Here is a 24,525-nt window from a genome sequence, read left to right as displayed (position 1 = left end):
GAAACACGATATGGCAATTTCTACAGCAGATTTTAAAAACGGTTTAACAATTGAGGTTGACGGTGCAATTTGGCGGATTGTTGAATTCCAGCACGTTAAGCCTGGTAAGGGTGGCGCTTTCGTTCGTTCAAAGTTAAAGAACTTGCGGACTGGTGCCGTTCAAGAAAAGACTTTCCGTGCGGGCGCCAAGATGGAACAGGCCCCAATCAACACCCGTAAGATGCAGTACCTTTACGAAGACGGCGATTCACGGGTCTTCATGGATACTGACAACTACGAACAAATCGAAGTGCCGGATGATGCTATCAAAGATCAACTGAAGTACTTGCAAGAAAACATGGAAGTTAACGTTATCCAGTACGGCTCAGAAACTTTGGGTATTGAAGTTCCTAACACCGTTGTTTTAACGGTTACAGCTACTGAACCTGGTATCAAGGGTAACACTGCTTCAGGCGGTTCAAAACCAGCTACTATGGATACTGGATTAGTTGTTCAAGTACCATTCTTTGTCAACGAAGGCGACAAGCTTTCAATTAACACGCAAGATGGTACCTACATCTCACGTGCCAACTGATTTTTTGATTTGAAACGGAGGCTTGAAATTGGCTGAAGATACAAATATTGTTTTAAAAGCAACCGAGCCTACTCTGGGTAAAATTGAAGTTGCACCACAAGTGTTAGAGATTGTCGCAGGCATCGCCGCCAGTGATGTCGACGGTGTATCAAGAATGCGTGGCTCTCTAGCTAATAGCGTCAATGAATTGTTTGGGAAAAAGGAACGTGGCAAAGGCGTTAAATTATCTGTATCTGGTGACACACTTAACGTTGATGTGTACGCTTACCTTAACTATGGTGTATCAGTGCCAAAGGTGGCCTTGGCTATTCAAGAACAGGTCAAGCAGCAGCTTTTGTTCATGACTGATTTACACGTCAATGAAGTCAACGTCCACATTCAGGGTGTGATTCCTGAAAAGACGACGCAGGCCGTTGATCCCGACAATCTGTTTGACGATAATGACGAAAGTGAAAATGGTGAGGATAAGTGACAGAAGAATTAAATCGACACCAAATCCGCACTCGCGCTTTTCAAACGTTATTTGCAATGAATGCTAATCCGGAAGCTGATCGACAGGTCATTTACCAACAGCTACTGTCTGATGAAGACGGTGTGAAGGCAGATGTTCCTGCATACTTGGAACAATTGGTCGATGGTGTCCTGGAAAAGCAGGATGAACTGGATGCTCAAATTAAAAAGTATTTAACGACTAGCTGGACTTTACAACGAATTGCAAAAACTGATTTGGTGATCTTGCGCATCGCTTTTTATGAACTGGATTATCAGCCAGATATTCCGAAGCGGGTAGCCGTTAACGAAGCTTTGGAGTTGGCAAAACAATTTAGTGATGACCGGTCACGCCGATTTATTAACGGTGTCTTGTCTCACGAAATTGAACCAGAAAAATAAAATAAAACCGGAAGTAATCATTTGATTATTTTCGGTTTTTTTGTGGTTTTAACCAGCCCTCAAAATAACGACTGAATTTATCCGGTAAAGTGCCGGCGGATAGAGCTTAACAAAGTGAAATGTGATAAAATGATATGCAGTAGATTTGTAAAATTATGATGGGTAACCACCAAATTAACAATGATAGTGAGAGTGAAGCCAATGGCAGAATTAATTGACGGCAAACAGTTAGCAAAAACGATCAATGATCAAACAAAACAGTCTGTAGATGAATTAAAAGCGCAAGGAATCAATCCTAAATTAATCGTTATTATTGTGGGTGGCGATAAAGCTAGTCAGGTCTATGTCCGTAATAAGCAGCGTAAAGCGGTTCAGCTGGGAATCATTTCTGAAACCAAGCAGCTACCAGAGGAAACTACGCAGGCTGAATTGCTGGCGCTGATTGACCTGTATAACCAAGATGATACCGTTCACGGTATTATGGTTCAGTCGCCGTTACCAGCGCAGATCGATGAAGCCGCCATTACCCGTGCAATTTTGCCAACCAAGGATGCAGACGGGTTCAACCCGGAAAACGTTGGTAAACTGTATTCCAATTCAAACCTTAACTTCCCCGTTTCGTGCACGCCAAAGGGAATTATGATGATGTTAAAGGCTTATCAGGTCACAGTTCCTGGTGCCAATGCGGTAATCGTAGGCCGCTCCAATATCGTGGGCCGGCCAATGGCAGCCTTACTGCTGAATGCCAGCGCAACGGTGACGGTGGTACATAGTCATACTCAGGACATGAGTGCGTATACCCGTAAAGCTGACATTTTAATCGTAGCAACTGGGATTGCTAACTTGATCAAGGGTGAAGATATTAAACCTGGTGCAACTGTGATCGATGTTGGTATGGACCGGGATGCTAACGGCAAGCTGACTGGTGATGTTGATTTTGACAGTGCTAAGGCAGTAGCCGGTAAAATTACGCCCGTTCCCGGTGGTGTTGGGCCAATGACCATTGCGTCATTGATGCAGCAAACTGTTGAATTAGCAAAATGGAGTGAATAATTTGGAACCTAGCGAATACTTAACCGTCAGCGCACTGACGAGTTATATTAAACGCAAATTTGACGTTGACCCTTACTTAGGTAAGGTTTATTTGACGGGTGAAATTTCTAACTTCAGGCTGCGTCCCAATGCTCATCAGTACTTTAGCCTTAAAGATGATCACGCTAAAATTAGTGCCATCATGTTTAAATCAGCCTTTTCCAAGGTTAAGTTCACGCCGGAAGAGGGAATGAAAGTCCTCGTTACCGGCCGAATTTCACTGTATGAACCTAGCGGCAGCTACCAGATTTACGTGGATCATATGGAGCCCGATGGTGTCGGTCAGCTTTATCAAGCCTATGAGCAGTTAAAGCGTAAACTGAGTCAGGAAGGCGTCTTTTCGGCACCCAAAAAGCCGTTGCCACGTTTTCCTAAACGCATTGCAGTGGTAACCAGTCCCAGCGGTGCGGTGATCAGAGATATTATCACCACGGCTCGACGCCGTTATCCAATTGCCCAAATCGTGCTTTTTCCAGCACTAGTTCAAGGCAACGAGGCAGCCGGTGACATTGTCCGCCAAATTGAACGCGTTAATCGCTTAGGTAATTTCGATACCTTGATCATCGGCCGGGGCGGCGGCTCCATTGAAGACCTTTGGCCGTTTAATGAAGAATCCGTAGCCCGGGCAATTTTTGAGAGTCAAATTCCGGTGATTTCTTCAGTAGGGCATGAAACCGACACGACCATTGCTGATTTAGTTGCTGATGTTCGGGCTGCTACCCCTACGGCAGCGGCCGAATTAGCAGTCCCGGTTTTAAGCGATGTACTGCTAGAAATCAATCAAGATCGCGTTCGAATTTACCATGCCTTCCACCACCACCTGGCAATGTATCAGGAACAGCTCAAAAAATTACGTGAAGCCTACGTCTTTCAGCAGCCAGAACGGTTATACGAAGGTTATAGTCAAAAGGTCGATCAATTGACCACTCAGCTGCAGCAAACCATGTCACACCGATTAAGTTTGGTTCATGCTTCAATCGATGCTATTGATAAGCGTCTGAAAGTGGCTTCTCCAGCCAGTCAGATCACTCAACTGGAACAGAATCGACGAGATTTAACCGCTCGATTGAACCGTGGAATGCTGCAAGACTTTAACCAGCAAAAGCAACGTCTAGCTGAGCTAGCACAGTCCCTGGACTATTTGAGTCCGCTTAAAATTATGGGACGTGGCTATAGCTACGTTACCAGCAAACAAAAAGTGATTGCTGACGTCAAACAGCTTCACCCAGGTGATGACGTGGTCATGCACTTGACCAACGGACAGGCAAACGCAACGATTAAATCAATTCAGGCAAATAAAAAGGATGGACAATCATGAGTGAAAAACCAGCAAACGAAAAAGCGTCAAAGGACACACCAACCTTTGAAGAAAACTTGAATCATCTTGAAGAAATCGTGACTGCTCTTGAGAAGGGTAATGTGCCACTAGAAGAAGCCTTATCCCAGTTCAAACAGGGCGTGGCACTGAGCCACGATCTGCAAGTCAAATTAACCGAAGCGGAAAAAACTTTGGCGCAGATGATGAACGACGATGATCAGACTGAACCTTTTGAAGTTTCAGAGTCAAAGGATGATAAGAATGAGTGATGCTTCACAAGTTTTAAAGAATTTTGAAACTGAATACGTTCCCCAAATCAATCAAACACTGCAACGACTAAATGATGGCTGGATTGATCAGCCGATTCTTCAGTCTGCAATGACTTATTCAGTTAATGCTGGCGGCAAACGCTTGCGGCCCCTCTTGACATTAGCCGTGCTGCGAACGTATCAGGATCAGCCTAGCAGTGGTCAGTTAATGGCGGCCAGTGCTTTGGAACTGCTGCATACTTATTCACTGATCCATGACGACCTGCCAGCGATGGATAACGACGAACTGCGCCGCGGTGTTGCCACCAATCACATGAAATTCGGTGCGGGAATGGCGACCTTAGCCGGGGACGGTTTGCTGACCTTGGCGTTCGAATGGCTCAGCAAAGCCGACGTTCCAGCTGCGCAGCAACTAGCGTTGGTTCGAGCTTTAAGCCATGCCGCCGGACCAGCCGGAATGGTGGCTGGACAAGCGCAGGATATTTCCAGCGAACATCATCAGTTGAACATTGACCAGCTGGCAAAACTGCACCGTCAAAAAACGGGCGCACTGCTGCACTACGCCGTTGAAGCAGGCTGTATTATGGCTGAGGTAAACGAAGACGAACGGCAGGGCTTATTGAAGTTTGCTGACCAGTTTGGACTCGCTTACCAAATCTATGATGATTTACTGGATGTCACGGCTACGGCTAAAGAACTTGGTAAAAAGACCCATAAGGATGCGGGTGAGGAAAAGAACACCTATCCAGGGTTGTTTGGCGTTGCCGGTACCAAGCAGCGGTTAAAGCAAGTTGTCAAATCCGCTGAGACACAATTAGTTAGTTTAAACCAGTCCACTGGCAGAGATTACAGTTTGTTAAACGCCTTTTGCAGTTATTTCAAGATTAAAGAATAGGGAGTCGTTATGGAAAAACAACGCGTTGATGTATTACTCGTAACCCAAGGATTATTCGAATCCCGTGAACAGGCTAAGCGGGCTGTGATGGCGGGCGAAGTACTTGGCAATAATGAAGAACGGCTGGATAAACCCGGCGTCAAAATTCCGGTGGATACTGACCTGCACATCAAGGGCAAGCCGATACCGTACGTTAGCCGAGGGGGCTTTAAACTAGCTAAAGCCCTCAAAGTCTTTAACATTGACGTGAACGGTCGTATTGTACTGGACATTGGTTCGTCGACTGGCGGTTTTACGGATGTGATGCTGCAAAACGGTGCTAAAATGTCCTACGCTTTGGATGTTGGCAGCAACCAACTGGTTTGGAAACTGCGTCAGGATCCCAGAGTCGTGGTCATGGAACACACTAACTTCCGCTACAGCAAACCAGAAGACTTTACTAAGGGGCAGCCAAGCTTTTCTTCTATTGACGTTTCGTTCATTTCATTGAGCTTGATTCTACCGCCACTAAAACAGATTTTGGTGGAAAATGGCGAGGTAGTTGCCCTAATCAAACCGCAGTTTGAAGCCGGACGTGAACACGTGGGCAAACACGGCATTGTTAAAGATCCGAAAATCCACGAAAGTGTCATTCAAAAAGTGATCCAATTAGCCGTTGATAATGGTTTTAGTCCCATGCACCTTGATTTTTCACCAATCACTGGTGGTGAAGGCAACATTGAATTCCTTATTCACTTGAAATCCGTTGCTGGAACACCTGAAATTGCTTCTAACATTGATGTTGCTGGAACCGTCGAATCAGCGCATCGAATATTAACTGCATAAAATTCGCATTTTACTTTTAAAATGGTCATCTTAGCTGTATGATATAGCTAAATGATTTTTCCCGAAGGAGATGGTGCGACGTGAAGAAACAGGACCGACAGCGTTTAATTCGTCAATTACTAAGTTCACAGGACATTGAACGACAGGAAGATTTTGTTCGCTTGCTTGAAGAGCAAAACATTCACGTGACTCAAGCCACGATTTCACGGGATATCAAAGAAATGCAGTTAGTAAAAGTACCCGCTGCTTCTGGTGGCTATCGTTACAATATGCCAATTCAAAAAACGTTAGACACCAAGAAAAAGTTAACGCGGACACTTCAAGACGCATATGTCAGCATGGGCGTTCAGGATAAGGATGTCATTATTAAGGTTTTACCTGGTAATGGACATGCATTGGCATCGATGATTGAAGAAATGGATTATGAGTTCGTTTTTGGCGTTATTGGCGATGATTCCACTGTTCTGGCAATTTGCAAGAATAACGATGGCGCGTTGCAGCTGGAGTCGAACATTAACGATTTATTAGAATAAGCAACGAGTTAGGCTGGCGCCAAGTGTCTGGTCTAGCTCGTTTTTCAGTTATCGGGTATAATTAGTCTAGACAACTCATAGGGGGTAATGCGGTGCTTCAGGAACTTTCAATTAAAAATTTTGCGATTATTGCCAGTTTGGATGTTGAATTTGAAAATGGCATGACGGTTCTGACGGGTGAAACCGGAGCGGGAAAGTCAATCATTATTGATGCCGTTGGTCTTTTGGCTGGCGGTCGCGGTTCACAGCATTTCGTGCGCACTGGCGCCGATAAAGCCATCATCCAAGGGGCTTTCGTATTCCCCAAAAACGGTCAGACTTATCATCAACTCGATGAATTGGGCATTGATCACGATGACGGAACGGTGATTTTACAGCGGGAAATTTATCGCAGTGGCCGTAACGTTTGCCGTATTAACGGCATGCTGGTAAACACCAGTACGCTGAAACAACTGGGTGAGACCATCGTGGATATTCATGGTCAAAACGAGCATCAGGAACTGATGCAGCCGGATAAGCACTTACGTTTACTGGATGAATTCGGTGGCGATGAACTCTCGGCAATCAAGTCAAAATATCAGACAACTTACCAGGACTACCAGCATTTGCACCATTCAATGATTTCCCGCAATACTCACCAAAAAGAGTGGGCACAGCGGTTAGATATGCTACGTTTTCAGGTGAAGGAAATTGAAGACGCCCAACTACAGCCGGACGAAGAAACCACGTTGAGTCAGCAGCGTGACCGTTTAATGAACTTCCAAAAAATCAATACTGCGCTGCAGGAAGGGTACTTGGCCTTAAACGGCGATGAGGAGTCTACTGGTGCTTTGGATTTAAGCGGTAAGGCTATGGATTCATTATCATCGATTGCGGATCTAGACCCTGATTTTAAACAGCTCTCGGATTCCTTGCAGTCGGCTTACTATGCACTGCAAGATGCCTCCGGCGAGATTTCCAAACAGGTTGATCAGCTAGAGTGGGATGATAATAAACTGGATGAAATCGAAGCCCGGTTAGATGTTATTCACCAGTTAAAGCGGAAGTACGGCGATTCGGAAAAGCAAATCTTGAACTATTTAGCCAAAATCAAAAAAGAGCTGGCCGATATGGAAGCTGCTGAAATTGACGAAAGTGATCTGGATGAACAGCTAGATAAAAAAGAACGGCAGTTAATCAAGTATGGTCAGCAATTAACTGCAGAACGTAAAAAAATTTCAGCCAAACTTGAAAAGGCCATTCAGTCGGAACTGAAGGATTTATATATGTCAAAAACGGTGTTCCAGGTTCGGTTTAAACCAACCAATGATCAGCAGTATTTTGCCACTGGAATGGACGACATTGAGTTTTACATTCAACCTAACCCTGGTGAAGAGATTCGGCCGTTAGCTAAAATCGCATCGGGGGGTGAACTATCACGCCTGATGCTGGCACTGAAGACGATTTTCTCCAAGTCGCAAGGTGTGACATCGATCATTTTTGACGAAGTTGATACCGGTGTTTCAGGCCGGGTCGCACAAGCTATTGCCGAAAAGATCAGCGGTATTGCCAATGATTCGCAGGTACTATGCATCACGCATTTACCGCAAGTGGCTGCGATGAGTGACCACCATTACTTTATTGATAAGCAGGTGAAAGGGAAGCGGACCGTTACCCACATTAAAAAGTTGGATCAAACGGATCGGGTGAAAGAACTTGCCCGGATGCTGGCCGGCACCACGGTCACCGAACTGACTTTGGATCATGCTAAGGAATTATTGGATATGGCGACTGAGGAAAAACAGTCACGTGCTTGATCATTCAAAAATAAAGGCGCGTTAGCAGTTCCTGAATTAGGAAAACTAACACGCCTTTACAATAATCAATTCTGGATATAACGTCTTTTAATGATTAACGGTAATCGTTTCGTTCGACAAACATAATCTGATTTAAATGTGCGACTTGAGTAATATTCTGACTGGCATTCGTGACTAACAAAGTATCTTTTGGCCCCTTAGCGAGGTAACCTGACATTAACACCTGTTCTTCACCAGTATGACGTAGGTGAAGTATGACGTGATAGTGACGGGTCAGTGCCTGAGCCAAAAAGTATTCTCGTTGTTTCTGCGGCATTCCCATAGGTTCGGCGTTATCCATTACTAAAAACTGACGGTAACGATCGTTTAGCTGGGACGAAATCTTTTTAATTGCAGATACTTGATTGGACATTTTAATCACCTCGAACGTTTGTTTGCATTTATTATTATACGAACCTACGTTTGGTTTTGCAAGCCTAAATATCGATTATTTTGAAAAATATTAGCTAAAGCTTGTCAAAGCCCGGTGCCACGTGCGATAATGGTTTCTATTATCACTCTGAAACTATATAAGGGGATCTCAAGTAATGACTAAAAGAGGTATGTTGATTGTGTTATCTGGGCCGTCCGGTGTCGGAAAAGGGACCGTTCGTAAAGCTTTGTTTGACGAACCAGACACTGACTTTCAGTACTCCATTTCCATGACCACCCGAAAACCTCGTGAAGGTGAACGGGATGGTGTCGATTATTTCTTCGTTTCAAAAGAACAGTTCGAAGAGAACATTAAAAATGGCGAAATGCTCGAATATGCCAAGTATGTTGACAACTACTACGGTACGCCATTAAAATATGTAAATGAGACCTTAGATTCAGGTAAGGATGTATTCTTGGAAATCGAAGTCAATGGTGCGATGCAGGTTCGGGCAAACTGTCCAGATGCCGTCTTCGTCTTCTTGACGCCACCTGATTTAATGGAATTAAAGCACCGACTGATCAACCGCGGTACCGAAGAGATGAGCGTGATCAACGCGCGCATCAAAAAGGCGGTTGGCGAAATTAAAATGATGCGTAATTATGATTACGCTGTTGTCAATGACGAAGTTGAAAACGCAGTGGCCCGTATCCGAACCATCATTCGTTCTGAACGATTACGGGTCAATCGCGTGATGCCAGATTATGAACAGATGTTATTAGAGGGAGACGAATAGAATGTTATTATACCCATCAGTAGATAAGTTACTTGAACGTGTTAATTCCCGTTATTCATTGATTATGCTTGCTAGTAAGCGGGCACACGAACTGGAAGCTGGCGCTAAGCCGCTTCTGGACAATTATGAATCACCAAAGACCATTGGCCAAGCACTGGAAGAAATTGCGGCTGGTAAAGTGATCATTGACCCAGACGAAACGGATTCAATTAGCTAATAAATAATTCAAGAACCGCTGTTTTGATTCCCTACTGATGGGCGTTAAAATGGCGGTTTTGTTTATGCAAGGAGCCACTCACTCTGGTACAATGAGAGTTAAATTGACGAGACGTTTGGGGGAATTTAAAATGGCCGAACAACGGCACGTAGCATTATATGTTACTGGCAGTATTGCAGCTTATAAAGCGCTGGTACTGACCCGCCTGTTAGTTAAAGACGGGGTCTCGGTTCGCGTTGTGATGACTAAAGCTGCAGAGGCTTTTGTAACACCGCTAAGTTTTCAAGTCTTATCGAAGAACGCGGTGGCAACGGATATGTTTGCTGGCACCGACGTAAAAGCGGTGGATCATATTGAGCTGGCGGACTGGACTGATTTGGCTGTGGTAGCACCTGCAACTGCTGATATTATTGGCAAGCTAGCTAATGGCATCGCAGATGATATGGCCAGTTTGACGCTAATGGCTACCAGCGCACCTAAATTAGTGGTCCCCACTATGAATCAGCACATGCTGGACAATCCAGCCACAGCACGAAATATTGCAACGTTAAAGCAGGACGGTATCTCTGTCATGACTCCAGCCAGCGGTTTCCTTGCTGAAGGCTATAGTGGCCGCGGCAGGATGCCGGAACCCGAAGAAATCATGCGGGCGATAAAGGACCTTCGTCCGCGGAAGACACCGTTAACCGGTAAAAAAGTGATTGTGACCGCTGGCGGAACCCGTGAGCGAATTGATCCAGTCCGGTTTATTACCAATGATTCTTCCGGTAAAATGGGGTATGCAATCGCCGAAGAGATGCAGCAGCGCGGAGCTGAAGTAACACTTATTTCGGCACCGACTAAGTTAAAAGTCCCAGCAGGTGTTAAGTTTGTGTCCGTGTTAACTACTGAAGACTTGGCTGAAGCTGTTACCACGGCATTCAAACAGACCGACATTTTGGTCATGGCAGCGGCGGTTGCTGATTTTAAACCCGTCAGCAGTGCGGATCAGAAGATCAAGAAATCTGCTGATAACGATCAAATGACCATTAAACTGACTAAAACAGCTGATATCTTAAAGCAGGTTGCAAAACTGAAACAACCCGGTCAAATTACCGTGGGCTTTGCAGCGGAAACTCAAAATCTGCTGGATAATGCCCAGCATAAACTGGTCAGCAAACAGCTGGACTTATTGATTGCAAACGATGTTTCAAAGCCTGGTGTCGGTTTTAATGGTGACACGAACCAAGTCACTATTTTACAGCCCGACCAGGCGCCAATTAAAACCACGTTGGCTGATAAACACACCATTGCCAAGCAAGTAGTTGATCAAATCAGCCAACGTGTCCAAAAAGAGGGATAGTATGACGCAAATCGCTGAGGTCATCGTGGATGTGCCAACGATGCAGACCAATACGCCTTATTCGTATGAAATACCGCCAGCCTTAGTTGATCAGCTTCAGCCCGGTATGCGGGTGGTGGTACCCTTCGGTAACGGCAGCCGTAAGGTTCAGGGGTTTGTGTGGCAAGTCAAGTCGAACGCTGTACCGGATCCGGAAGTGACACTCAAAGCAATTGATACCGTCATGGATCCGGCACCAGTGGTCAATACTGAGCTGATGCAGCTCTCAGATTGGCTGGCAAACAGGACGTATGCCTTTACGATTACCTGTCTGCAAACCATGCTGCCAAATGCACTCAAGGCAAAATATCAAAAGTGGGTAAGCCCCACTGACCAATTGCCTGCTGACATCCGAACAAGTCTATTTGGCGACCGGCCAAAACTATTATGGGATGATTCACTGCCAGCGGAAACGGTGAAGCAATTGCTGGCACTTAACCGTCAGCATCTGGTCAACGTGCGCTACGAAGTTAGCAGCAAGTCCCAGGTCAAAAAAGTCGTGATGGTGAAACCAGCTATGAGTGCGTCAGAATTAACCGCTGCACGGGATGGCCTGAGAAAAACGGCGGTTAAACAGGCCAAGTTAATTGATTATTTAACGCGTCATCCAGAACCCATTAGTCAAACGGAACTGGAACATAAAATGGCGATTTCAAGCAGTATTTTAAAAACGGGAGAAGCTAATGGCTGGCTTAAACGCAAAGCCGTTGAAGTCTATCGCGATCCTTTTCAGACCGCGGTTGTTAAAACCAAGCCACTGCAGTTAAATCCGGATCAAACTAAGGCAGTCAGCGCTATTTGTGCAGCTACCGATCAGGAAAAACCCGAGACGTTCCTATTAGAAGGGGTCACTGGCAGCGGTAAAACGGAAGTGTATTTACAGGCGATTGCTAACGCGCTGTTACGTGGTAAGCAAGCCTTAATGCTGGTGCCGGAAATTTCGCTGACACCGCAGATCGTTGGCCGGGTCCGTGGCCGTTTTGGTCAAAAAGTAGCCGTTTTACATAGCGGTTTATCTGGTGGTGAACGGTTTGACGAATGGCGACGGATTCAGCGCGGTGAAGCCCAAGTTGTCGTTGGCGCTCGTTCCGCAGTATTTGCACCGCTGACAAATTTAGGCGTCATCGTGGTGGATGAAGAACATGAAAGCAGCTACAAACAAGACGACAATCCAAGGTATCACGCCAGGGACGTGGCGTTATGGCGTTCACGCTATCACCATTGCCCAGTTGTATTAGGCAGTGCAACACCTTCGCTAGAAAGTCGAGCACGGGCTGAAAAGAACGTGTATACTAGATTATTATTGCCTAGCCGAATCAATCACCAGCAATTACCGCAAGTTACCATCGTTGACATGACTGAAGAATTACGTCACCACAAGGAAAGTAATTTTTCTGGTGTTCTGCTGCAGGCACTTAAAGAGCGACTGTCACGCGGTGAACAGTCACTGTTAATGCTGAACCGACGGGGCTTTTCTTCATTTGTGATGTGTCGGGACTGCGGCTTTGTGCTGCAATGCCCTAACTGTGATATTTCACTGACACTGCACATGGATACCAAAACGATGAAATGCCATTATTGCGGGCACGAAGAACCGATTCCTCACGTCTGTCCAAATTGTCACGGCCGCCATATTCGATATTACGGTACCGGAACACAGAAGGTTCAACAAGAATTAACTGAGCTGTTACCTGATGCCCGGGTGATCCGAATGGATGTGGATACCACCCGTCGCAAGGGCGCCCATGAACGGCTCTTAAAGCAGTTCGGTGATCAGAAGGCCGATATTTTATTAGGCACACAAATGATTGCAAAGGGGCTGGATTTTCCTAACGTAACGTTGGTGGGCGTACTGAACGCTGACACCGCGTTAGGGTTGCCGGATTTTCGTGCCAGCGAACGAACCTTCCAGCTGCTGACTCAGGTCAGCGGTCGGGCAGGTCGTGCTGAGAAGGCCGGGCAGGTTTACATTCAAACCTATAACCCCGACCATTACGCGATTCAACTAGCGAAAACGCAAAACTACGAGCAGTTCTTTGTCCGGGAGATGCAGCTGAGACACCGGGGCAATTACCCGCCGTATTATTTTGCAATCAAAGTATCTGCCAGTGACGTGGACGAACGTAAAGCTGCCGAGGCAATGGTTAAAATTGTTCGGCAGTTAAAGGCCGTTTTAAGCCCGCAGGCCATTATTCTGGGGCCAACCCCTGGAGCAATTGCTAGAGTGAATAAACGCTACTATTATCAATTGGTAATCAAATACAAACGCGAACCTCAGTTAGATGATGCCCTGTTCAGTATTTTGGGACAGGCACAAAAACAGAGCCGAGGCGGATTGCAGATTGCCATTGACCGAAACCCAATGAGTTTTATGTAACGATGAAGGAGAAATTAAAAAACATGACATCAATCGTATTCATGGGAACACCTGAATTTTCAGCGCCAATTTTAGAAGCACTGATTCAAAATCACTACGATGTGAAAGCCGTTGTTACCCAACCGGATCGACCAGTTGGACGCAAGCATGTCCTAACGGCTTCACCAGTAAAAAAGGTCGCTGTTGCACACAACATCGAAGTCTTACAGCCAGAAAAAATCGGTGGCAGCGAAGAGATGGCACGGGCCATTGAATTGGCACCCGATTTTATTGTGACCGCAGCTTTTGGGCAATTTCTACCAACCAAACTGTTGAAGTCAGCCAAAATAGCAGCTATCAACGTTCACGCGTCACTGTTACCAAAGTACCGCGGCGGTGCTCCCGTCCACTATGCGGTGATGAATAATGATGCCAAGACCGGTGTTTCAATTATTTACATGGTCAAGAAAATGGATGCTGGCGATATTATCAGCCAGCGGGAGATCCCAATTGAAAAGACCGATGACGTGGGCAGTATGTTTGATAAATTAAGCCTGCTGGGACGTGATCTGCTACTTGAAACCTTGCCAAAGCTGATTACCGGTGACGTTCATCCGGTGCCGCAGGACGAATCAAAAGTTACTTTTTCGCCAACCATTAAACCGGATGAAGAAGAAGTTGACTTTAACATGTCCGCCGAAATGATTGACGCTAAGATTCGCGGGCTGCGGCCATTTCCAACGTCATACATCATTTTGTCGGGGACCCGTACTAAGCTTTGGGACGTCACGGTATTACCCGATAAAACTGACTTGACTCCCGGCAAAGTGGTCCTGCACGAAAAGCACCGGCTGGTATTATCCACCGGTAACCACGGGACGCTGCAGATCAATGAACTGCAACCGGCCGGCAAGCCAAAACAAAGTATCACTGATTTTTTGAACGGAACTGAGGATGCCCTAACAGAGGGCGAACAGGTGGTTAAACTATGAGTAAACTTGATAACAACCCACGGTCATTAGCAGTTACAGCACTGACCCGTGTCAAAAACGGCGCGTATTCTAATCTGCAGTTGAACCAGATGATCGACCAGGCCAACATGTCGCAACGGGATGCTGGTTTAATGACCACCATTGTTTACGGCGTCATTCAGCATCGGCTGACCATTGATTATCAGCTGGCACCATTTATCAAAAACCCGAAGAAAGTTGCTGACTGGGTCATGATTTTATTGGAGACCGCGGTTTATCAAATGCAGTATCTAGAACGGGTACCAAAACGGGCAATCTTCGATGAGTCAATTCAAATCGCTAAAACCCGTGGCCATGAAGGTATCCGGCGTTTTGTTACCGGCGTACTGCACCAAATGGACCGGGTTGGGATCAATGATCCGGCCGATATTGACGACCCAATCAAGCGTCAAAGTTTGATCTACTCCGTACCGGAATGGCTGATCAAAGAGTTAAACGATCAACTGGGCGCTGAAAAAACGACCAGTGTGCTGGAAAGCATCAACCACCCCGCCAACCAGTCAATTCGGGTGGCCACGGATCAAATTACCATGACTGATGCCAAATCTGCGTTGGAAGAAGAGGGATACAAAGTCACCGACAGTCAAGTTTCAGCCGATGGCCTGGTACTCAGCGGCAAGCCGGCTAATCAGGCGAAATTATTTCATGACGGCCAGGTCACAATCCAAGACGAAAGTGCCATGCTGCCAGCTGAAGCAATGCACATTAAACCTAATATGATGATTTTGGATGCCTGTTCTGCCCCTGGCGGCAAAACGGTCCAGATTGCTGGTCAGCTGTCTGCAGACGATCGCGGTCAGGTAGTTGCCTTGGACATCCACGAGCATAAGGTTCGCTTAGTGAAGCAAAATGCGAAGCGGATGCACGTGGATGACCGAGTAGTAACACAAGCCAGTGATGCCCGGAAAATTCAAAACGTCTTTGAAGATCAGACTTTTGATGAAATTCTGGTGGACGCACCCTGTTCCGGAATTGGTCTGGTACGCCGTAAACCTGAGATCCGGTATGAAAAACAGCTTAAAGACGTGCAGTCATTAGCTAAAATTCAACTGGATATTTTGGAAGCAGTCGCTCAAAAAGTGAAAATTAACGGTATAATAACTTACAGTACTTGTACGATACTTAATCAGGAAAACCGGGACGTGGTAACTGCCTTCTTGGCCAACCATCCAGAGTTTGAATCGCAGCGGGTTGAAACTGCTCGTGATTTGAAGCCGGACCGGGCAACTGATTATCTCGAAATTTACCCAGATGATTATGATTCCGATGGTTTCTTCATCGCTCAGTTCAAACGGGTACGTTAGTGGAGGATACAGATGCAGATTGCTTATCGAACAGCAATAGGAAAGCGCCGCAAGGATAACGAAGACAGTGTTGGCGTCTTTACGAACCAGCAGGGCGTTAAACTCGCCATCATTGCCGATGGCATCGGTGGTAATCAAGGTGGGGACGTGGCTTCTGAAATGGCCGTGACACACATTGGCCACTCGTTTAGCGCGACTAATGCCAAGACCATTGATGAAACTAAAAATTGGCTGCAAAAGCAGATCTCTTCTGAAAATCAGGATATTCGCAACCGTTCAGAGCAGTTCCTTGATCTTAAGGGCATGGGAACCACCGTGGTCTTAGCTGTGATTTTTAATCAGACGGTTCTGATTGGTAATATCGGTGATAGCCGTGGCTACCTGCTGCGTGATCACATTTTTTCTCAAGTGACGGAAGACCATTCACTGGTCAACGAATTGGTTAAGCGCGGTGAACTGTCCAAACAGGCAGCTCGCGTGCACCCTAAGAAAAACGTTATTACGCGGTCGTTAGGCATCGAAAAGGCAGTTCAGATCGACATGCATTATCTGGAGTTAACTGACGATGATATGCTGTTGCTCTGTTCAGATGGTTTAAGCGACATGGTTGATGACGACCAGATTCAAGCGGTTCTGGAAAACGATTCATCAGTGCAGGAAAAATGCGATGAATTGGTTAAATTAGCCAATGACGCTGGCGGACTGGACAACATCAGTGTGATCTTGATCGACGACCGATCGGAGGTGGCTGACTAATGCGACCCAATTACGTTCTAGGCGGTCGATACCGCATTACGAAAGCGTTAGGCGAAGGCGGAATGGCTAACGTCTATTTAGCTCACGATTTAATTTTAGACCGGGACGTTTCCGTTAAGTTATTAAGACTTGACCTTCGCGATGACCCGCATACGATCAAACGTTTCCAGCGTGAAGGGCTAGCGGCCACTGAACTTGTCCATCCAAACATCGTCAGCGTGTACGATGTGGGTGAAGAAAACGGCATGCAGTATATGGTCATGGAATACGTGAAGGGTATGGACTTAAAGGCCTACATCAAGCAGCATTTTCCGATTCCGTACCAGGAAGTTATCAACATTATGGAACAGGTGCTGTCAGCGGTGGCAGTTGCTCATGCGCATAACATCATTCACCGTGATTTAAAACCGCAGAATATTTTGATCGATGACAAGGGCGTTGCTAAGATCACTGATTTTGGGATCGCTGTGGCCATGTCTGAAAATGCGCTAACGCAAACCAATACGGTATTGGGTTCAGTTCATTATTTGTCTCCTGAACAGGCTCGTGGCGGTATGGCGACTAAGAAGTCCGACATCTACTCGTTAGGAATTATCCTCTACGAACTATTAACGGGGACGGTGCCGTTCAAGGGCGAAACTGCCATTTCCATTGCTATCAAGCATTTTCAGTCGGAAATTCCATCGGTGCGCGAATTTGATCCACGAATTCCGCAGGCTCTCGAAAACGTGGTCCTAAAAGCCACTTCAAAAAAACCTGCGGACCGTTACGAAACGGTTACTGATATGGCAAATGATCTGGAAACCTCACTTTCACCGCGACGGGCATCGGAACCTAAATTTGTGCCAATGCCTGATGAAGACGACGGTGAAACCAAGGTACTGGATAAATCAGCGTTACACTCCGAAGTCGCTCGTGAGGAGCCGGACACGGATAAAACAGCTGCACCGAAACCGAAAAAGCGGCGTCGACGTCGGCGCTGGCTTTACATGCTGCTGGGACTAGGCGCTGTCTTAATTGCAATGGTTGGGCTAGCCTTTTGGCTGGGTCGACCGCAAACTGTGACGGTACCGGATGTTAGTGGTCTGACCGTTAACGAGGCCCAGGAGAAACTGTCTGATAATAATCTGGATACCGGTGCCATTGAACGGCAGTCCAGCGCGGACATTAAGAAAAACCTTGTCATCAAAACGTCGCCTAAAGCCGATCAAGCTGCTAAAAGGGATGCTAAGATCAAACTATACGTCAGTACCGGGCCACGGATGGTGACGATTGGTAATTACGTTGGCCGCTCTTACACCCGCGCAGCAGCTGTCCTGAAGGCTAAGGGCGTCACCGTTAGGCGGCAAAATGAGTCCTCTAACGAAGTCCCAGTTGGCAGTGTCATGCAGCAGAGCGTCGAGAATGGTCAGCGAATCAATCCTAAGGAAACCACGGTTACTCTGACAGTTTCCGCGGGTCAGCGTCAGCTGCAGCTGGCTGATTTGATTGGCAAGAAGAAAGCACAGATTCAACAGTATGCGACACGCGAATCGCTAAATATTTCCTTTAGGTATAAATACGACGAGCAAGCCAAGGACACGGCCATTGACCAGACTCCCGGTGCCGGCAGTACGGTCAGAGAGGGCTCAACGGTAGTTGTTACGCTATCTCGAGGCAAGAAACCAGCTTCTAATTCTGGCCCCAAAGTCGAGGATTTTAACGTTACGGTTACCATTCCTTTCGAAGCAACTAACTCTAGTTCCAACGGTTCAGGTAAAAACAGTATCTCCTCAACTTCAGGGGTAAATACCGTTCAGATTTACATTCGTGACCATGATCATGGTTATGGAACCGTTTATAAGCAGTTAACGATTGCTCAGGATACTGAGGTCACAATCCCGTTTGCCGTTGCCTCAAACAAGAGTGGCGGTTACAAGATCATTCGTGACGGAAAGGTTATTTTATCCGATAATAACGTCACCAAAAACTCACACTAATGCATAAAAGTTACCGCTCAGGCATGAAGTTTTACATGTTTGAGCGGTTTTTTGCGCGAAAACAACCTAAAAAGTTTGCTCAAATGATTACATTTGGTATCACATGTATTATGATATAAGTATGGCAAGAGAAGGGGAGAAAATAAAGAAAGAGGCCATCATCATGACAATCACATTCAATCAAGTAGGTAAAGCCGAAGTTAAAGTTGAAAAAGACGCAAAAGCATACGGCACTTTGAAGTTTGATGCAGGACAGCATGCTTGGATTTTTTGGCCAGTAGCTGGTGGCGTCAAAGTCACTTTTAGCGATGACTTGAAAAAAGCTGAACAAATGATCACTGATGAGAACAGCGTGTACGGAGACGAAGACGATGAGGACTTCTATCAATATGATGACTAGGTTATACTCAAACCATAAAAATTAAAAACGACAACAAACAGCTGCTCAATCTGAATGGATTGGGCTTTTTTATTACAATAGACCAAAATAAAACCTATTTTTAAATATTTTTACCAAACGCCGTTAAATCAATGGACTTAACCCCAACACTTCTTTTATAATGAAAAAGGACTGGTTTTTAATTATTCAGAACTATGAAAGGTGGCGTTGATGTGGCGGAAGGCCAAATTCGACAATCATTAAGCGGTTTTTACGATGTCATGACGGATTCAGGAACACTGGTGCGCACACGTGCACGGGGCAATTTTCGTAACCGAAAAATTACCCCGCTAGTTGGTGACCGGGTCGTGATCGATGCTCCGAACGATCATGAAGGCTATATTTTGGAAGTTAAACCAAGGCATAATTCGTTGGTTCGGCCACCGGTTGCCAATGTTGATCAAGCAATCGTGGCCACTGCTGTTCGCGAACCGGTCTTTTCGACTAACTTGCTGGACCGGCAACTGCTAGCGCTGGAGATTGCGGACATTGAACCGGTCATTTACTTGACAAAGACGGACCTACTGACTGCAGTTGAGCAGGATGAATTTGCTAAATGGGCAGCTGACTATCGCAAAATCGGGTATCATGTTGTCTATACGGCGGAACCATTTTCAGCAGCTGCCATTCAGGAAGTTGACGATTTGCTGACGGGTAAGGTGAGTGTCATCATGGGCCAGACTGGTGCCGGCAAATCAACACTGCTGAACCACGTGGCACCTGATTTAAAACTTGAAACCGGCGAAATTTCGGCTAGTCTGCACCGTGGTAAACATACCACGCGAAGGGTACAGCTACTGGAAGTTGCCGGAGGCTTAATTGCCGACACGCCAGGGTTCTCGTCATACGACACGTTTTCACTGGATGCCCGTGATTTAGGCAAGTACTTCCGTGAATTTCGTCGGGCGTCCGTTAACTGCCGCTTCCGAGGCTGTGTTCACGTCAATGAACCAGGCTGTGCTGTTAAGGCACTAGTCGATTCAGGTGATATCTTGCAAAGCCGTTATGATAATTACCTGCTGCTGTATCAGGCTCTGAAGAATCAAAAACCAAATTATCGCAAATCTGAGAAATGAGGGACTTATGTATGAAAATCGCACCATCAATTTTAAGTGCTGATTATGTTAATCTTCAAAAGGATATCGAAATCGTAGACAAGGCTGGAGCTGAATACCTCCATATCGATGTTATGGACGGTCAATTTGTACCCGCCATTTCTTACGGTCCGGGTTGGTTAAAGGCTATTCGCCCTATTACTAATATGACTCTCGATGTTCACCTTATGGTGCAAAACCCAGAGCGCTTCGTTGAACAGTTTGCTGAAAACGGCGCTGATATCATCGGTGTTCACGTTGAATCAACACCACATATTCACCGAGCACTTCAATTGATTAAGAACGCCGGTGCTAAAGCCGAAGTTGTAATCAACCCCGGTACTCCGGTTGAAGCTATCAAACCACTGCTTTACATGGTTGATCAAGTCTTAGTGATGACGGTTAACCCTGGTTTTGGTGGTCAAAAGTTCCTGCCTGAAGCCCTAAAAAAGATCAAGCAATTAGACCAACTGAAGCAAACTGAAGGTTACGATTTTGATATTGAAGTCGATGGCGGTGTTAAGAACAACACCATTGTTGATTGCCAAAAGGCCGGTGCAACGGTTGCTGTTGCCGGTTCATACGTCTTTGACGGTGTTGATCCTGCTGCTAAAGTCAAAGCTTTAAAGGATGCGACGAAGTAAAATGACACATTTAAACTTGCTGGTGGGTGGTCCTACCAGTGAATGGCCCGACCAGTTAACTGCCGGCAAGGTGTCTGGCGACTGGATCGGTGTTGACCGCGGTACGTTACGGCTATTGAAAATGGGGATTACCCCGTTAGTCGCTATCGGTGATTTTGATTCGTTAACTGCCGACGAGCTCAAACGCGTTAAGGGTGCGGTTTCTGACATTCGTCAGGCGGTGCCGGAAAAGGATGAAACGGACACGCAACTGGCAGTTACGGTAGCTTTGCATGAATACCAGTACGATCGGTTAGATATTTATGGCGCCACTGGTGGACGATTAGACCATTTTCTGGCTAATTTCTGGATCGTTTTGGAACCGCGTTACCAACAGTATGCGCCCAAGATTCGCTTTATTGACAAACACAACACCATTACGTTTTTTGCCCCTGGTTCATATGAGATCAAAAAGGAACCTGATAAAAAATACCTGGCTTTTGTCACGCTTGAAAAGGTGGACAATCTCACGCTGCCGGATGAGAAATATAACTTGCAGAATGAAAACGTGACCCGACCAATTTCTTACGCAAGTAATGAATTTGTCGGCGACACAGGTCATTTTTCATTCGATAGCGGTATGGTTGCAGTTATCCAAAGCAAAGATTAATCGTTTTGAAACGGCTGTACAATTTTAATTCAGTGAAAATTTTTTGAATAATCTTACTTGAGTTCTCGTCATAGTCCGATATGACGGGAACTTTTACTTTGTTAAAACTCCAGTTCTAAATTCAAACTTGCTCTAGAAGTGCTTAACCAGCGTTTCACTTCGTCTTTACTGTAAGCTATAATATTAAATATCATTCCAGTTTCATTAAAAATCAACGAAAGTGAGCGACTAATGTGGCATTTCAAACACACTATAACTTTGGTGGTGCTAAAACCCATAATGGCGGTAGTAAATCTGCTGCAAAAAAAGAGCTCAAACGGCTTTGGCAGTTTATTCAAAGCCAGGGAGCTCAACTAAGCGACCCAGTCATGATTGATCAAGTTGCGTCACTGCAACACGATCTGTTGGCGTATGGCACCCGCATGGTTAACAGTTACCGGGTTTCCGGTGGTACTTATGACGCGGTGTTAAAGCAGTACGTGAGTGATTGCGGTGCATACTTGAATCAATTTTTAACGGCTGACGTTCCGTTTGAAACTAGTCGGCAAACGTTTATGATTCAATTTGAACACCGAGTGAACCAGCTGATTCGCCATTATGAAACGGTCATTACCAAAGGATGATCAGTTTAAACACAAAAAAACCACTGCCGACGAAATTAATCGTTAACAGTGGTTCTTTTGGTTGAAAGAAAAATTTTAAAAATTCACAAAAAAAGCTTGGCTACCGCGCCAAACTTTCTTAATTAAACCCGAGTCACTTTACCTGACTTCAAAGTTCGTGCAGAAATCCAAACCTTCTTAGGCTTGCCATCTACTAAGATACGAACCTTTTGCAAGTTTGGCTTCCATGAACGCTTTGATGAATTCAAGGCGTGAGAGCGCTTGTTACCGAAACGGGTGCGCTTGCCGTTAATGAAATCTTTTGCCATTGGTAACTACCTCCTTTTAGACTTATCTAAAAAACGTTGCTTTTTAGCTCACTAAAATAATTTATCATAGACCCCAAAGGAATGCAATAGTTTTCTTTCAAGTAATTTTACTTGACAGCTATAAAGACGATTAATTATCATAACAGTAATGCGCGATTTGTGGTAAGATAAATTACCGTGAAGACTAGTATGCAAGGAGGCTGCTTTAGATGGCCGTTAAAATTAAAACAAAACATGGCTTAATCGATATAGATAATGATGTCATTGCTACAGTCGTTGGTGGTGCCGCCACCGATTCATATGGTGTTGTAGGAATGGCAAGTAAGAACCAGCTTCGGGATAACGTCAACGTTATTTTGAAACGGGATAATTATGCCAAGGGTGTCGTTGTTCGTCAAGAGGATAACGGCGTTGCAGTTGACGTTAATATTATTGTCAGCTACGGGACAAAGATTTCTGAAGTTTCCCGTACCGTTCAATCGAAAGTGAAATATAATTTAGAAACGATGCTTGGAATTACTGCCAATGCGGTTAACATAATCGTGCAAGGCGTTCAAGTACTGAGTGAGTAAGAAGCGGAGGATAAAGTTGTTGCAAACGAAAGAAATAACGAATCATGAGTTCATCAAGATGATTGAGGCTGCTTCGGCATTCCTTGATCAGAATGCCGAATTCATCAATTCATTAAATGTGTTTCCGGTGCCCGACGGTGATACTGGGACCAACATGAGTTTGTCGTTGGATAGCGGCTTAAAGTACGTTAATGAATCAAGTAGCACCAAAGTCGGTGAATTAGCCCAGGCTCTCGCAAAGGGACTGTTAATGGGTGCCCGGGGAAACTCTGGTGTTATTTTATCGCAAATTTTTAGGGGATTCTCAAAGGACGTTGCTGATAAAGAAACGTTATCAGCTACCGATTTAGCAGACGCATTTGCTGCTGGTGCTCAGACGGCGTATAAGGCCGTTATGAAGCCTACTGAAGGGACAGTCCTCACCGTTGTCCGGGAAGCTGCCAAGGCTGCCCGTAAGACTGCTGCTCGCGAAGATGACATCGTTGCTGTTATGGATGCCACCTATAAAGCTGCCGATGCAGCCTTACAGACGACACCCGATTTGTTACCCGTTTTGAAGCAGGTCGGTGTTGTGGATTCCGGCGGACAAGGTTTAACTTTTGTGTTCCAAGCCTTTGATGATGTCCTCAATGGCCGTGAAGTGGCTAAAAAGGGCGCTCATCAGCCTAATCCCACCGAGATGGATGAAATGGTCGATGCAGAACACCATCGCAGTGTACAGGGTAAATTAAACCCTGACGACATTGTTTACGGTTACTGCACGGAGATCATGGTCAGAATTGGCCGTGGCAAGCAGGTCGACAAAAAGTTTGACTACGATACGTTCTATAACTACCTTGCTAAACTTGGCGATTCATTATTAGTGGTCAACGACGATGAAATCGTGAAGGTCCACGTTCATACTGAACACCCAGGTAAGGTCATGGCTTGGGGTCAGGAATTTGGTGATCTAGCCAAGGTTAAGGTGGACAACATGCGCCTGCAGCAGGAAACCATCATCGAAAAAGACGACGAGACTGCAGAAAAGCAAGCACCAGTTGCCACTGCTGAGGCACCAGCCGAAGCACCTGAAACGGCCATCATTACGATTGCCGCTGGTGAAGGGATGCAGACCCTGTTTAAGAGTTTGGGTGCTACCACCGTTATTTCTGGCGGTCAGACCATGAATCCAAGCACGCAAGATATTGCTGATGCTATCAATGACAGTCATGCCAAGCAGGCAATTATTGTACCTAACAACGGCAATATTTTCTTAGCTGCTGAACAGGCAGTTAAGGTCGTTGATATTCCTGCAGTGATCGTTCACAGCAAGACCATTTCTCAAGGAATGACCGCAATGCTGGGATTTGAACCTGATCATACGCTGGCAGAGAACCAGTCAGCGATGGAAGATAATTTGACTACGGTTAAGAGTGGTGAAGTCACACACGCCGTTCGCGACACCCAAATTGACGGCTTTGATATTAAGAAGGATAACTTCATGGGTATCATTGACGGAAAAATTGGGGTTGTTACCGACAACGTTGAAGACGCCGCTATTCAGATGGTGACGAAGATGATCGATGATGACAGCGAGATCATCACGATTATTTATGGTGCCGATACTGATCAAGAAACTGCTGACCACGTGGAAGCAGCGGTTGAGAAACTGGATGATGAACTAGAAGTTGAAGTTCATGAGGGGGACCAACCGGTCTATCCATTTGTTATCTCAGTCGAATAGAAAAATTAGGATACATTAAGCATAAAGTAAAATGGCGAAACCTTTTTG

General features: G+C 45.6%; 27 protein-coding genes. 25 read left to right on the top strand and 2 right to left on the bottom strand.

Annotated elements, in window-relative coordinates; translation table 11 throughout:
- Positions 1-10: 10 nt before the first annotated feature.
- The 10 genes from efp to recN all read left to right on the top strand — a co-directional run bounded on the left by efp (position 11) and on the right by recN (position 8,193).
- Positions 11-574, top strand: coding sequence for an elongation factor P (efp, locus tag JUE95_RS01245; RefSeq protein ID WP_168925816.1), 564 nt, complete (start codon positions 11-13; stop codon positions 572-574).
- Positions 575-602: 28 nt separating this feature from the next.
- Positions 603-1,046, top strand: a complete 444-nt coding sequence (locus tag JUE95_RS01240; RefSeq protein ID WP_203648608.1) for an Asp23/Gls24 family envelope stress response protein — start codon at positions 603-605, stop codon at positions 1,044-1,046.
- Positions 1,043-1,465, top strand: coding sequence for a transcription antitermination factor NusB (gene nusB, locus JUE95_RS01235; protein WP_203648607.1), 423 nt, complete (start codon positions 1,043-1,045; stop codon positions 1,463-1,465). Before JUE95_RS01240 ends, nusB begins: the two co-directional genes overlap by 4 nt.
- A 201-nt stretch (positions 1,466-1,666) precedes the next feature.
- Complete coding sequence (locus JUE95_RS01230; protein WP_203648606.1) at positions 1,667-2,518, top strand: bifunctional 5,10-methylenetetrahydrofolate dehydrogenase/5,10-methenyltetrahydrofolate cyclohydrolase; 852 nt, start codon at positions 1,667-1,669, stop codon at positions 2,516-2,518.
- Position 2,519: 1 nt separating this feature from the next.
- On the top strand, positions 2,520-3,875 hold the full coding sequence (gene xseA, locus JUE95_RS01225; protein ID WP_203648605.1) for an exodeoxyribonuclease VII large subunit: 1,356 nt from the start codon (positions 2,520-2,522) through the stop codon (positions 3,873-3,875).
- On the top strand, positions 3,872-4,144 hold the full coding sequence (locus JUE95_RS01220) for an exodeoxyribonuclease VII small subunit (protein WP_203648603.1): 273 nt from the start codon (positions 3,872-3,874) through the stop codon (positions 4,142-4,144). The genes xseA and JUE95_RS01220 overlap by 4 nt, the downstream gene beginning before the upstream one ends.
- Positions 4,137-5,039, top strand: coding sequence for a polyprenyl synthetase family protein (locus JUE95_RS01215; protein WP_203648601.1), 903 nt, complete (start codon positions 4,137-4,139; stop codon positions 5,037-5,039). Before JUE95_RS01220 ends, JUE95_RS01215 begins: the two co-directional genes overlap by 8 nt.
- A gap of 9 nt (positions 5,040-5,048) precedes the next feature.
- Positions 5,049-5,864: a TlyA family RNA methyltransferase gene (locus tag JUE95_RS01210; RefSeq protein WP_203648599.1), complete on the top strand. Its 816-nt coding sequence runs from the start codon at positions 5,049-5,051 to the stop codon at positions 5,862-5,864.
- Positions 5,865-5,944: 80 nt separating this feature from the next.
- A complete protein-coding gene (locus tag JUE95_RS01205; protein ID WP_203648597.1) occupies positions 5,945-6,397 on the top strand; it encodes an arginine repressor in 453 nt (150 codons plus the stop codon).
- A 92-nt stretch (positions 6,398-6,489) separates the two neighbouring features.
- Positions 6,490-8,193, top strand: coding sequence for a DNA repair protein RecN (gene recN, locus JUE95_RS01200; RefSeq protein ID WP_203648595.1), 1,704 nt, complete (start codon positions 6,490-6,492; stop codon positions 8,191-8,193).
- A 94-nt stretch (positions 8,194-8,287) separates the two neighbouring features.
- Here recN and JUE95_RS01195 read toward each other — a convergent pair whose 3' ends face one another.
- Positions 8,288-8,605 carry a hypothetical protein gene (locus JUE95_RS01195; RefSeq protein WP_203648593.1) on the bottom strand — a complete coding sequence of 106 codons (318 nt, stop codon included), beginning with the start codon at positions 8,603-8,605 and terminating at the stop codon, positions 8,288-8,290.
- A 175-nt stretch (positions 8,606-8,780) separates the two neighbouring features.
- On the opposite strand from JUE95_RS01195, the gene gmk reads away from it, so the two are divergent.
- The 13 genes from gmk to JUE95_RS01130 all read left to right on the top strand — a co-directional run bounded on the left by gmk (position 8,781) and on the right by JUE95_RS01130 (position 21,874).
- Positions 8,781-9,401, top strand: coding sequence for a guanylate kinase (gmk, locus tag JUE95_RS01190; protein ID WP_203648591.1), 621 nt, complete (start codon positions 8,781-8,783; stop codon positions 9,399-9,401).
- Position 9,402: 1 nt separating this feature from the next.
- Complete coding sequence (rpoZ, locus tag JUE95_RS01185; RefSeq protein WP_203648589.1) at positions 9,403-9,618, top strand: DNA-directed RNA polymerase subunit omega; 216 nt, start codon at positions 9,403-9,405, stop codon at positions 9,616-9,618.
- A 130-nt stretch (positions 9,619-9,748) separates the two neighbouring features.
- On the top strand, positions 9,749-10,960 hold the full coding sequence (coaBC, locus tag JUE95_RS01180) for a bifunctional phosphopantothenoylcysteine decarboxylase/phosphopantothenate--cysteine ligase CoaBC (protein ID WP_203648587.1): 1,212 nt from the start codon (positions 9,749-9,751) through the stop codon (positions 10,958-10,960).
- Between the two features lies 1 nt (position 10,961).
- On the top strand, positions 10,962-13,376 hold the full coding sequence (priA, locus tag JUE95_RS01175; protein WP_203648585.1) for a primosomal protein N': 2,415 nt from the start codon (positions 10,962-10,964) through the stop codon (positions 13,374-13,376).
- Between the two features lie 23 nt (positions 13,377-13,399).
- Positions 13,400-14,347, top strand: a complete 948-nt coding sequence (gene fmt / locus JUE95_RS01170) for a methionyl-tRNA formyltransferase (RefSeq protein WP_203648583.1) — start codon at positions 13,400-13,402, stop codon at positions 14,345-14,347.
- Positions 14,344-15,690 (top strand): 16S rRNA (cytosine(967)-C(5))-methyltransferase RsmB, encoded by a 1,347-nt coding sequence (rsmB, locus tag JUE95_RS01165; protein WP_203648581.1) that lies wholly within the window; start codon positions 14,344-14,346, stop codon positions 15,688-15,690. Before fmt ends, rsmB begins: the two co-directional genes overlap by 4 nt.
- A gap of 12 nt (positions 15,691-15,702) precedes the next feature.
- Positions 15,703-16,446 carry a Stp1/IreP family PP2C-type Ser/Thr phosphatase gene (locus JUE95_RS01160; protein WP_203648579.1) on the top strand — a complete coding sequence of 248 codons (744 nt, stop codon included), beginning with the start codon at positions 15,703-15,705 and terminating at the stop codon, positions 16,444-16,446.
- Entirely contained in the window at positions 16,446-18,425 is a 1,980-nt protein-coding gene (gene pknB / locus JUE95_RS01155; protein ID WP_203648577.1) for a Stk1 family PASTA domain-containing Ser/Thr kinase, read from the top strand. Before JUE95_RS01160 ends, pknB begins: the two co-directional genes overlap by 1 nt.
- 163 nt (positions 18,426-18,588) lie before the next feature.
- Entirely contained in the window at positions 18,589-18,825 is a 237-nt protein-coding gene (locus JUE95_RS01150) for a hypothetical protein (protein WP_203648575.1), read from the top strand.
- 212 nt (positions 18,826-19,037) lie between these two features.
- Positions 19,038-19,940 (top strand): ribosome small subunit-dependent GTPase A, encoded by a 903-nt coding sequence (gene rsgA / locus JUE95_RS01145; protein WP_203648573.1) that lies wholly within the window; start codon positions 19,038-19,040, stop codon positions 19,938-19,940.
- Positions 19,941-19,951: 11 nt separating this feature from the next.
- A complete protein-coding gene (gene rpe, locus JUE95_RS01140) occupies positions 19,952-20,602 on the top strand; it encodes a ribulose-phosphate 3-epimerase (protein ID WP_235995056.1) in 651 nt (216 codons plus the stop codon).
- Between the two features lies 1 nt (position 20,603).
- Complete coding sequence (locus JUE95_RS01135) at positions 20,604-21,251, top strand: thiamine diphosphokinase (protein ID WP_203648571.1); 648 nt, start codon at positions 20,604-20,606, stop codon at positions 21,249-21,251.
- A 233-nt stretch (positions 21,252-21,484) separates the two neighbouring features.
- Complete coding sequence (locus tag JUE95_RS01130) at positions 21,485-21,874, top strand: hypothetical protein (protein WP_203648570.1); 390 nt, start codon at positions 21,485-21,487, stop codon at positions 21,872-21,874.
- A 122-nt stretch (positions 21,875-21,996) separates the two neighbouring features.
- On the opposite strand, the gene rpmB is transcribed toward JUE95_RS01130, so the two are convergent.
- On the bottom strand, positions 21,997-22,182 hold the full coding sequence (gene rpmB, locus JUE95_RS01125; protein WP_089087725.1) for a 50S ribosomal protein L28: 186 nt from the start codon (positions 22,180-22,182) through the stop codon (positions 21,997-21,999).
- 209 nt (positions 22,183-22,391) lie between these two features.
- Here rpmB and JUE95_RS01120 point away from each other — a divergent pair, with 209 nt between their 5' ends.
- A complete protein-coding gene (locus JUE95_RS01120; RefSeq protein ID WP_203648569.1) occupies positions 22,392-22,754 on the top strand; it encodes an Asp23/Gls24 family envelope stress response protein in 363 nt (120 codons plus the stop codon).
- 19 nt (positions 22,755-22,773) lie between these two features.
- A complete protein-coding gene (gene fakA, locus JUE95_RS01115; protein ID WP_203648568.1) occupies positions 22,774-24,477 on the top strand; it encodes a DAK2 domain-containing protein in 1,704 nt (567 codons plus the stop codon).
- Positions 24,478-24,525 lie beyond the last annotated feature (48 nt).

This window comes from Secundilactobacillus yichangensis, assembly GCF_016861565.1.
Classification (GTDB): Bacteria; Bacillota; Bacilli; order Lactobacillales; family Lactobacillaceae; genus Secundilactobacillus; species Secundilactobacillus yichangensis.
Note: the sequence above shows the minus strand (reverse complement) of the source record. Positions and strands in the feature narration are given on the sequence as shown.

What these genes read in the sequence shown, in the direction of transcription:
- rsmB (WP_203648581.1), top strand. Translation starts at nt 14,344, where the DNA reads ATGAGTAAACTTGATAACAACCCACGGTCATTAGCAGTTACAGCACTG.
- fmt (WP_203648583.1), top strand. Translation starts at nt 13,400, where the DNA reads ATGACATCAATCGTATTCATGGGAACACCTGAATTTTCAGCGCCAATT.
- JUE95_RS01135 (WP_203648571.1), top strand. Translation starts at nt 20,604, where the DNA reads ATGACACATTTAAACTTGCTGGTGGGTGGTCCTACCAGTGAATGGCCC.
- rpoZ (WP_203648589.1), top strand. Translation starts at nt 9,403, where the DNA reads ATGTTATTATACCCATCAGTAGATAAGTTACTTGAACGTGTTAATTCC.
- pknB (WP_203648577.1), top strand. Translation starts at nt 16,446, where the DNA reads ATGCGACCCAATTACGTTCTAGGCGGTCGATACCGCATTACGAAAGCG.
- rpmB (WP_089087725.1), bottom strand. Translation starts at nt 22,182, where the DNA reads ATGGCAAAAGATTTCATTAACGGCAAGCGCACCCGTTTCGGTAACAAG.
- JUE95_RS01210 (WP_203648599.1), top strand. Translation starts at nt 5,049, where the DNA reads ATGGAAAAACAACGCGTTGATGTATTACTCGTAACCCAAGGATTATTC.
- priA (WP_203648585.1), top strand. Translation starts at nt 10,962, where the DNA reads ATGACGCAAATCGCTGAGGTCATCGTGGATGTGCCAACGATGCAGACC.
- JUE95_RS01120 (WP_203648569.1), top strand. Translation starts at nt 22,392, where the DNA reads ATGGCCGTTAAAATTAAAACAAAACATGGCTTAATCGATATAGATAAT.
- JUE95_RS01150 (WP_203648575.1), top strand. Translation starts at nt 18,589, where the DNA reads ATGACAATCACATTCAATCAAGTAGGTAAAGCCGAAGTTAAAGTTGAA.
- JUE95_RS01230 (WP_203648606.1), top strand. Translation starts at nt 1,667, where the DNA reads ATGGCAGAATTAATTGACGGCAAACAGTTAGCAAAAACGATCAATGAT.
- efp (WP_168925816.1), top strand. Translation starts at nt 11, where the DNA reads ATGGCAATTTCTACAGCAGATTTTAAAAACGGTTTAACAATTGAGGTT.
- JUE95_RS01195 (WP_203648593.1), bottom strand. Translation starts at nt 8,605, where the DNA reads ATGTCCAATCAAGTATCTGCAATTAAAAAGATTTCGTCCCAGCTAAAC.
- coaBC (WP_203648587.1), top strand. Translation starts at nt 9,749, where the DNA reads ATGGCCGAACAACGGCACGTAGCATTATATGTTACTGGCAGTATTGCA.
- gmk (WP_203648591.1), top strand. Translation starts at nt 8,781, where the DNA reads ATGACTAAAAGAGGTATGTTGATTGTGTTATCTGGGCCGTCCGGTGTC.
- rpe (WP_235995056.1), top strand. Translation starts at nt 19,952, where the DNA reads ATGAAAATCGCACCATCAATTTTAAGTGCTGATTATGTTAATCTTCAA.
- JUE95_RS01220 (WP_203648603.1), top strand. Translation starts at nt 3,872, where the DNA reads ATGAGTGAAAAACCAGCAAACGAAAAAGCGTCAAAGGACACACCAACC.
- JUE95_RS01160 (WP_203648579.1), top strand. Translation starts at nt 15,703, where the DNA reads ATGCAGATTGCTTATCGAACAGCAATAGGAAAGCGCCGCAAGGATAAC.
- JUE95_RS01215 (WP_203648601.1), top strand. Translation starts at nt 4,137, where the DNA reads ATGAGTGATGCTTCACAAGTTTTAAAGAATTTTGAAACTGAATACGTT.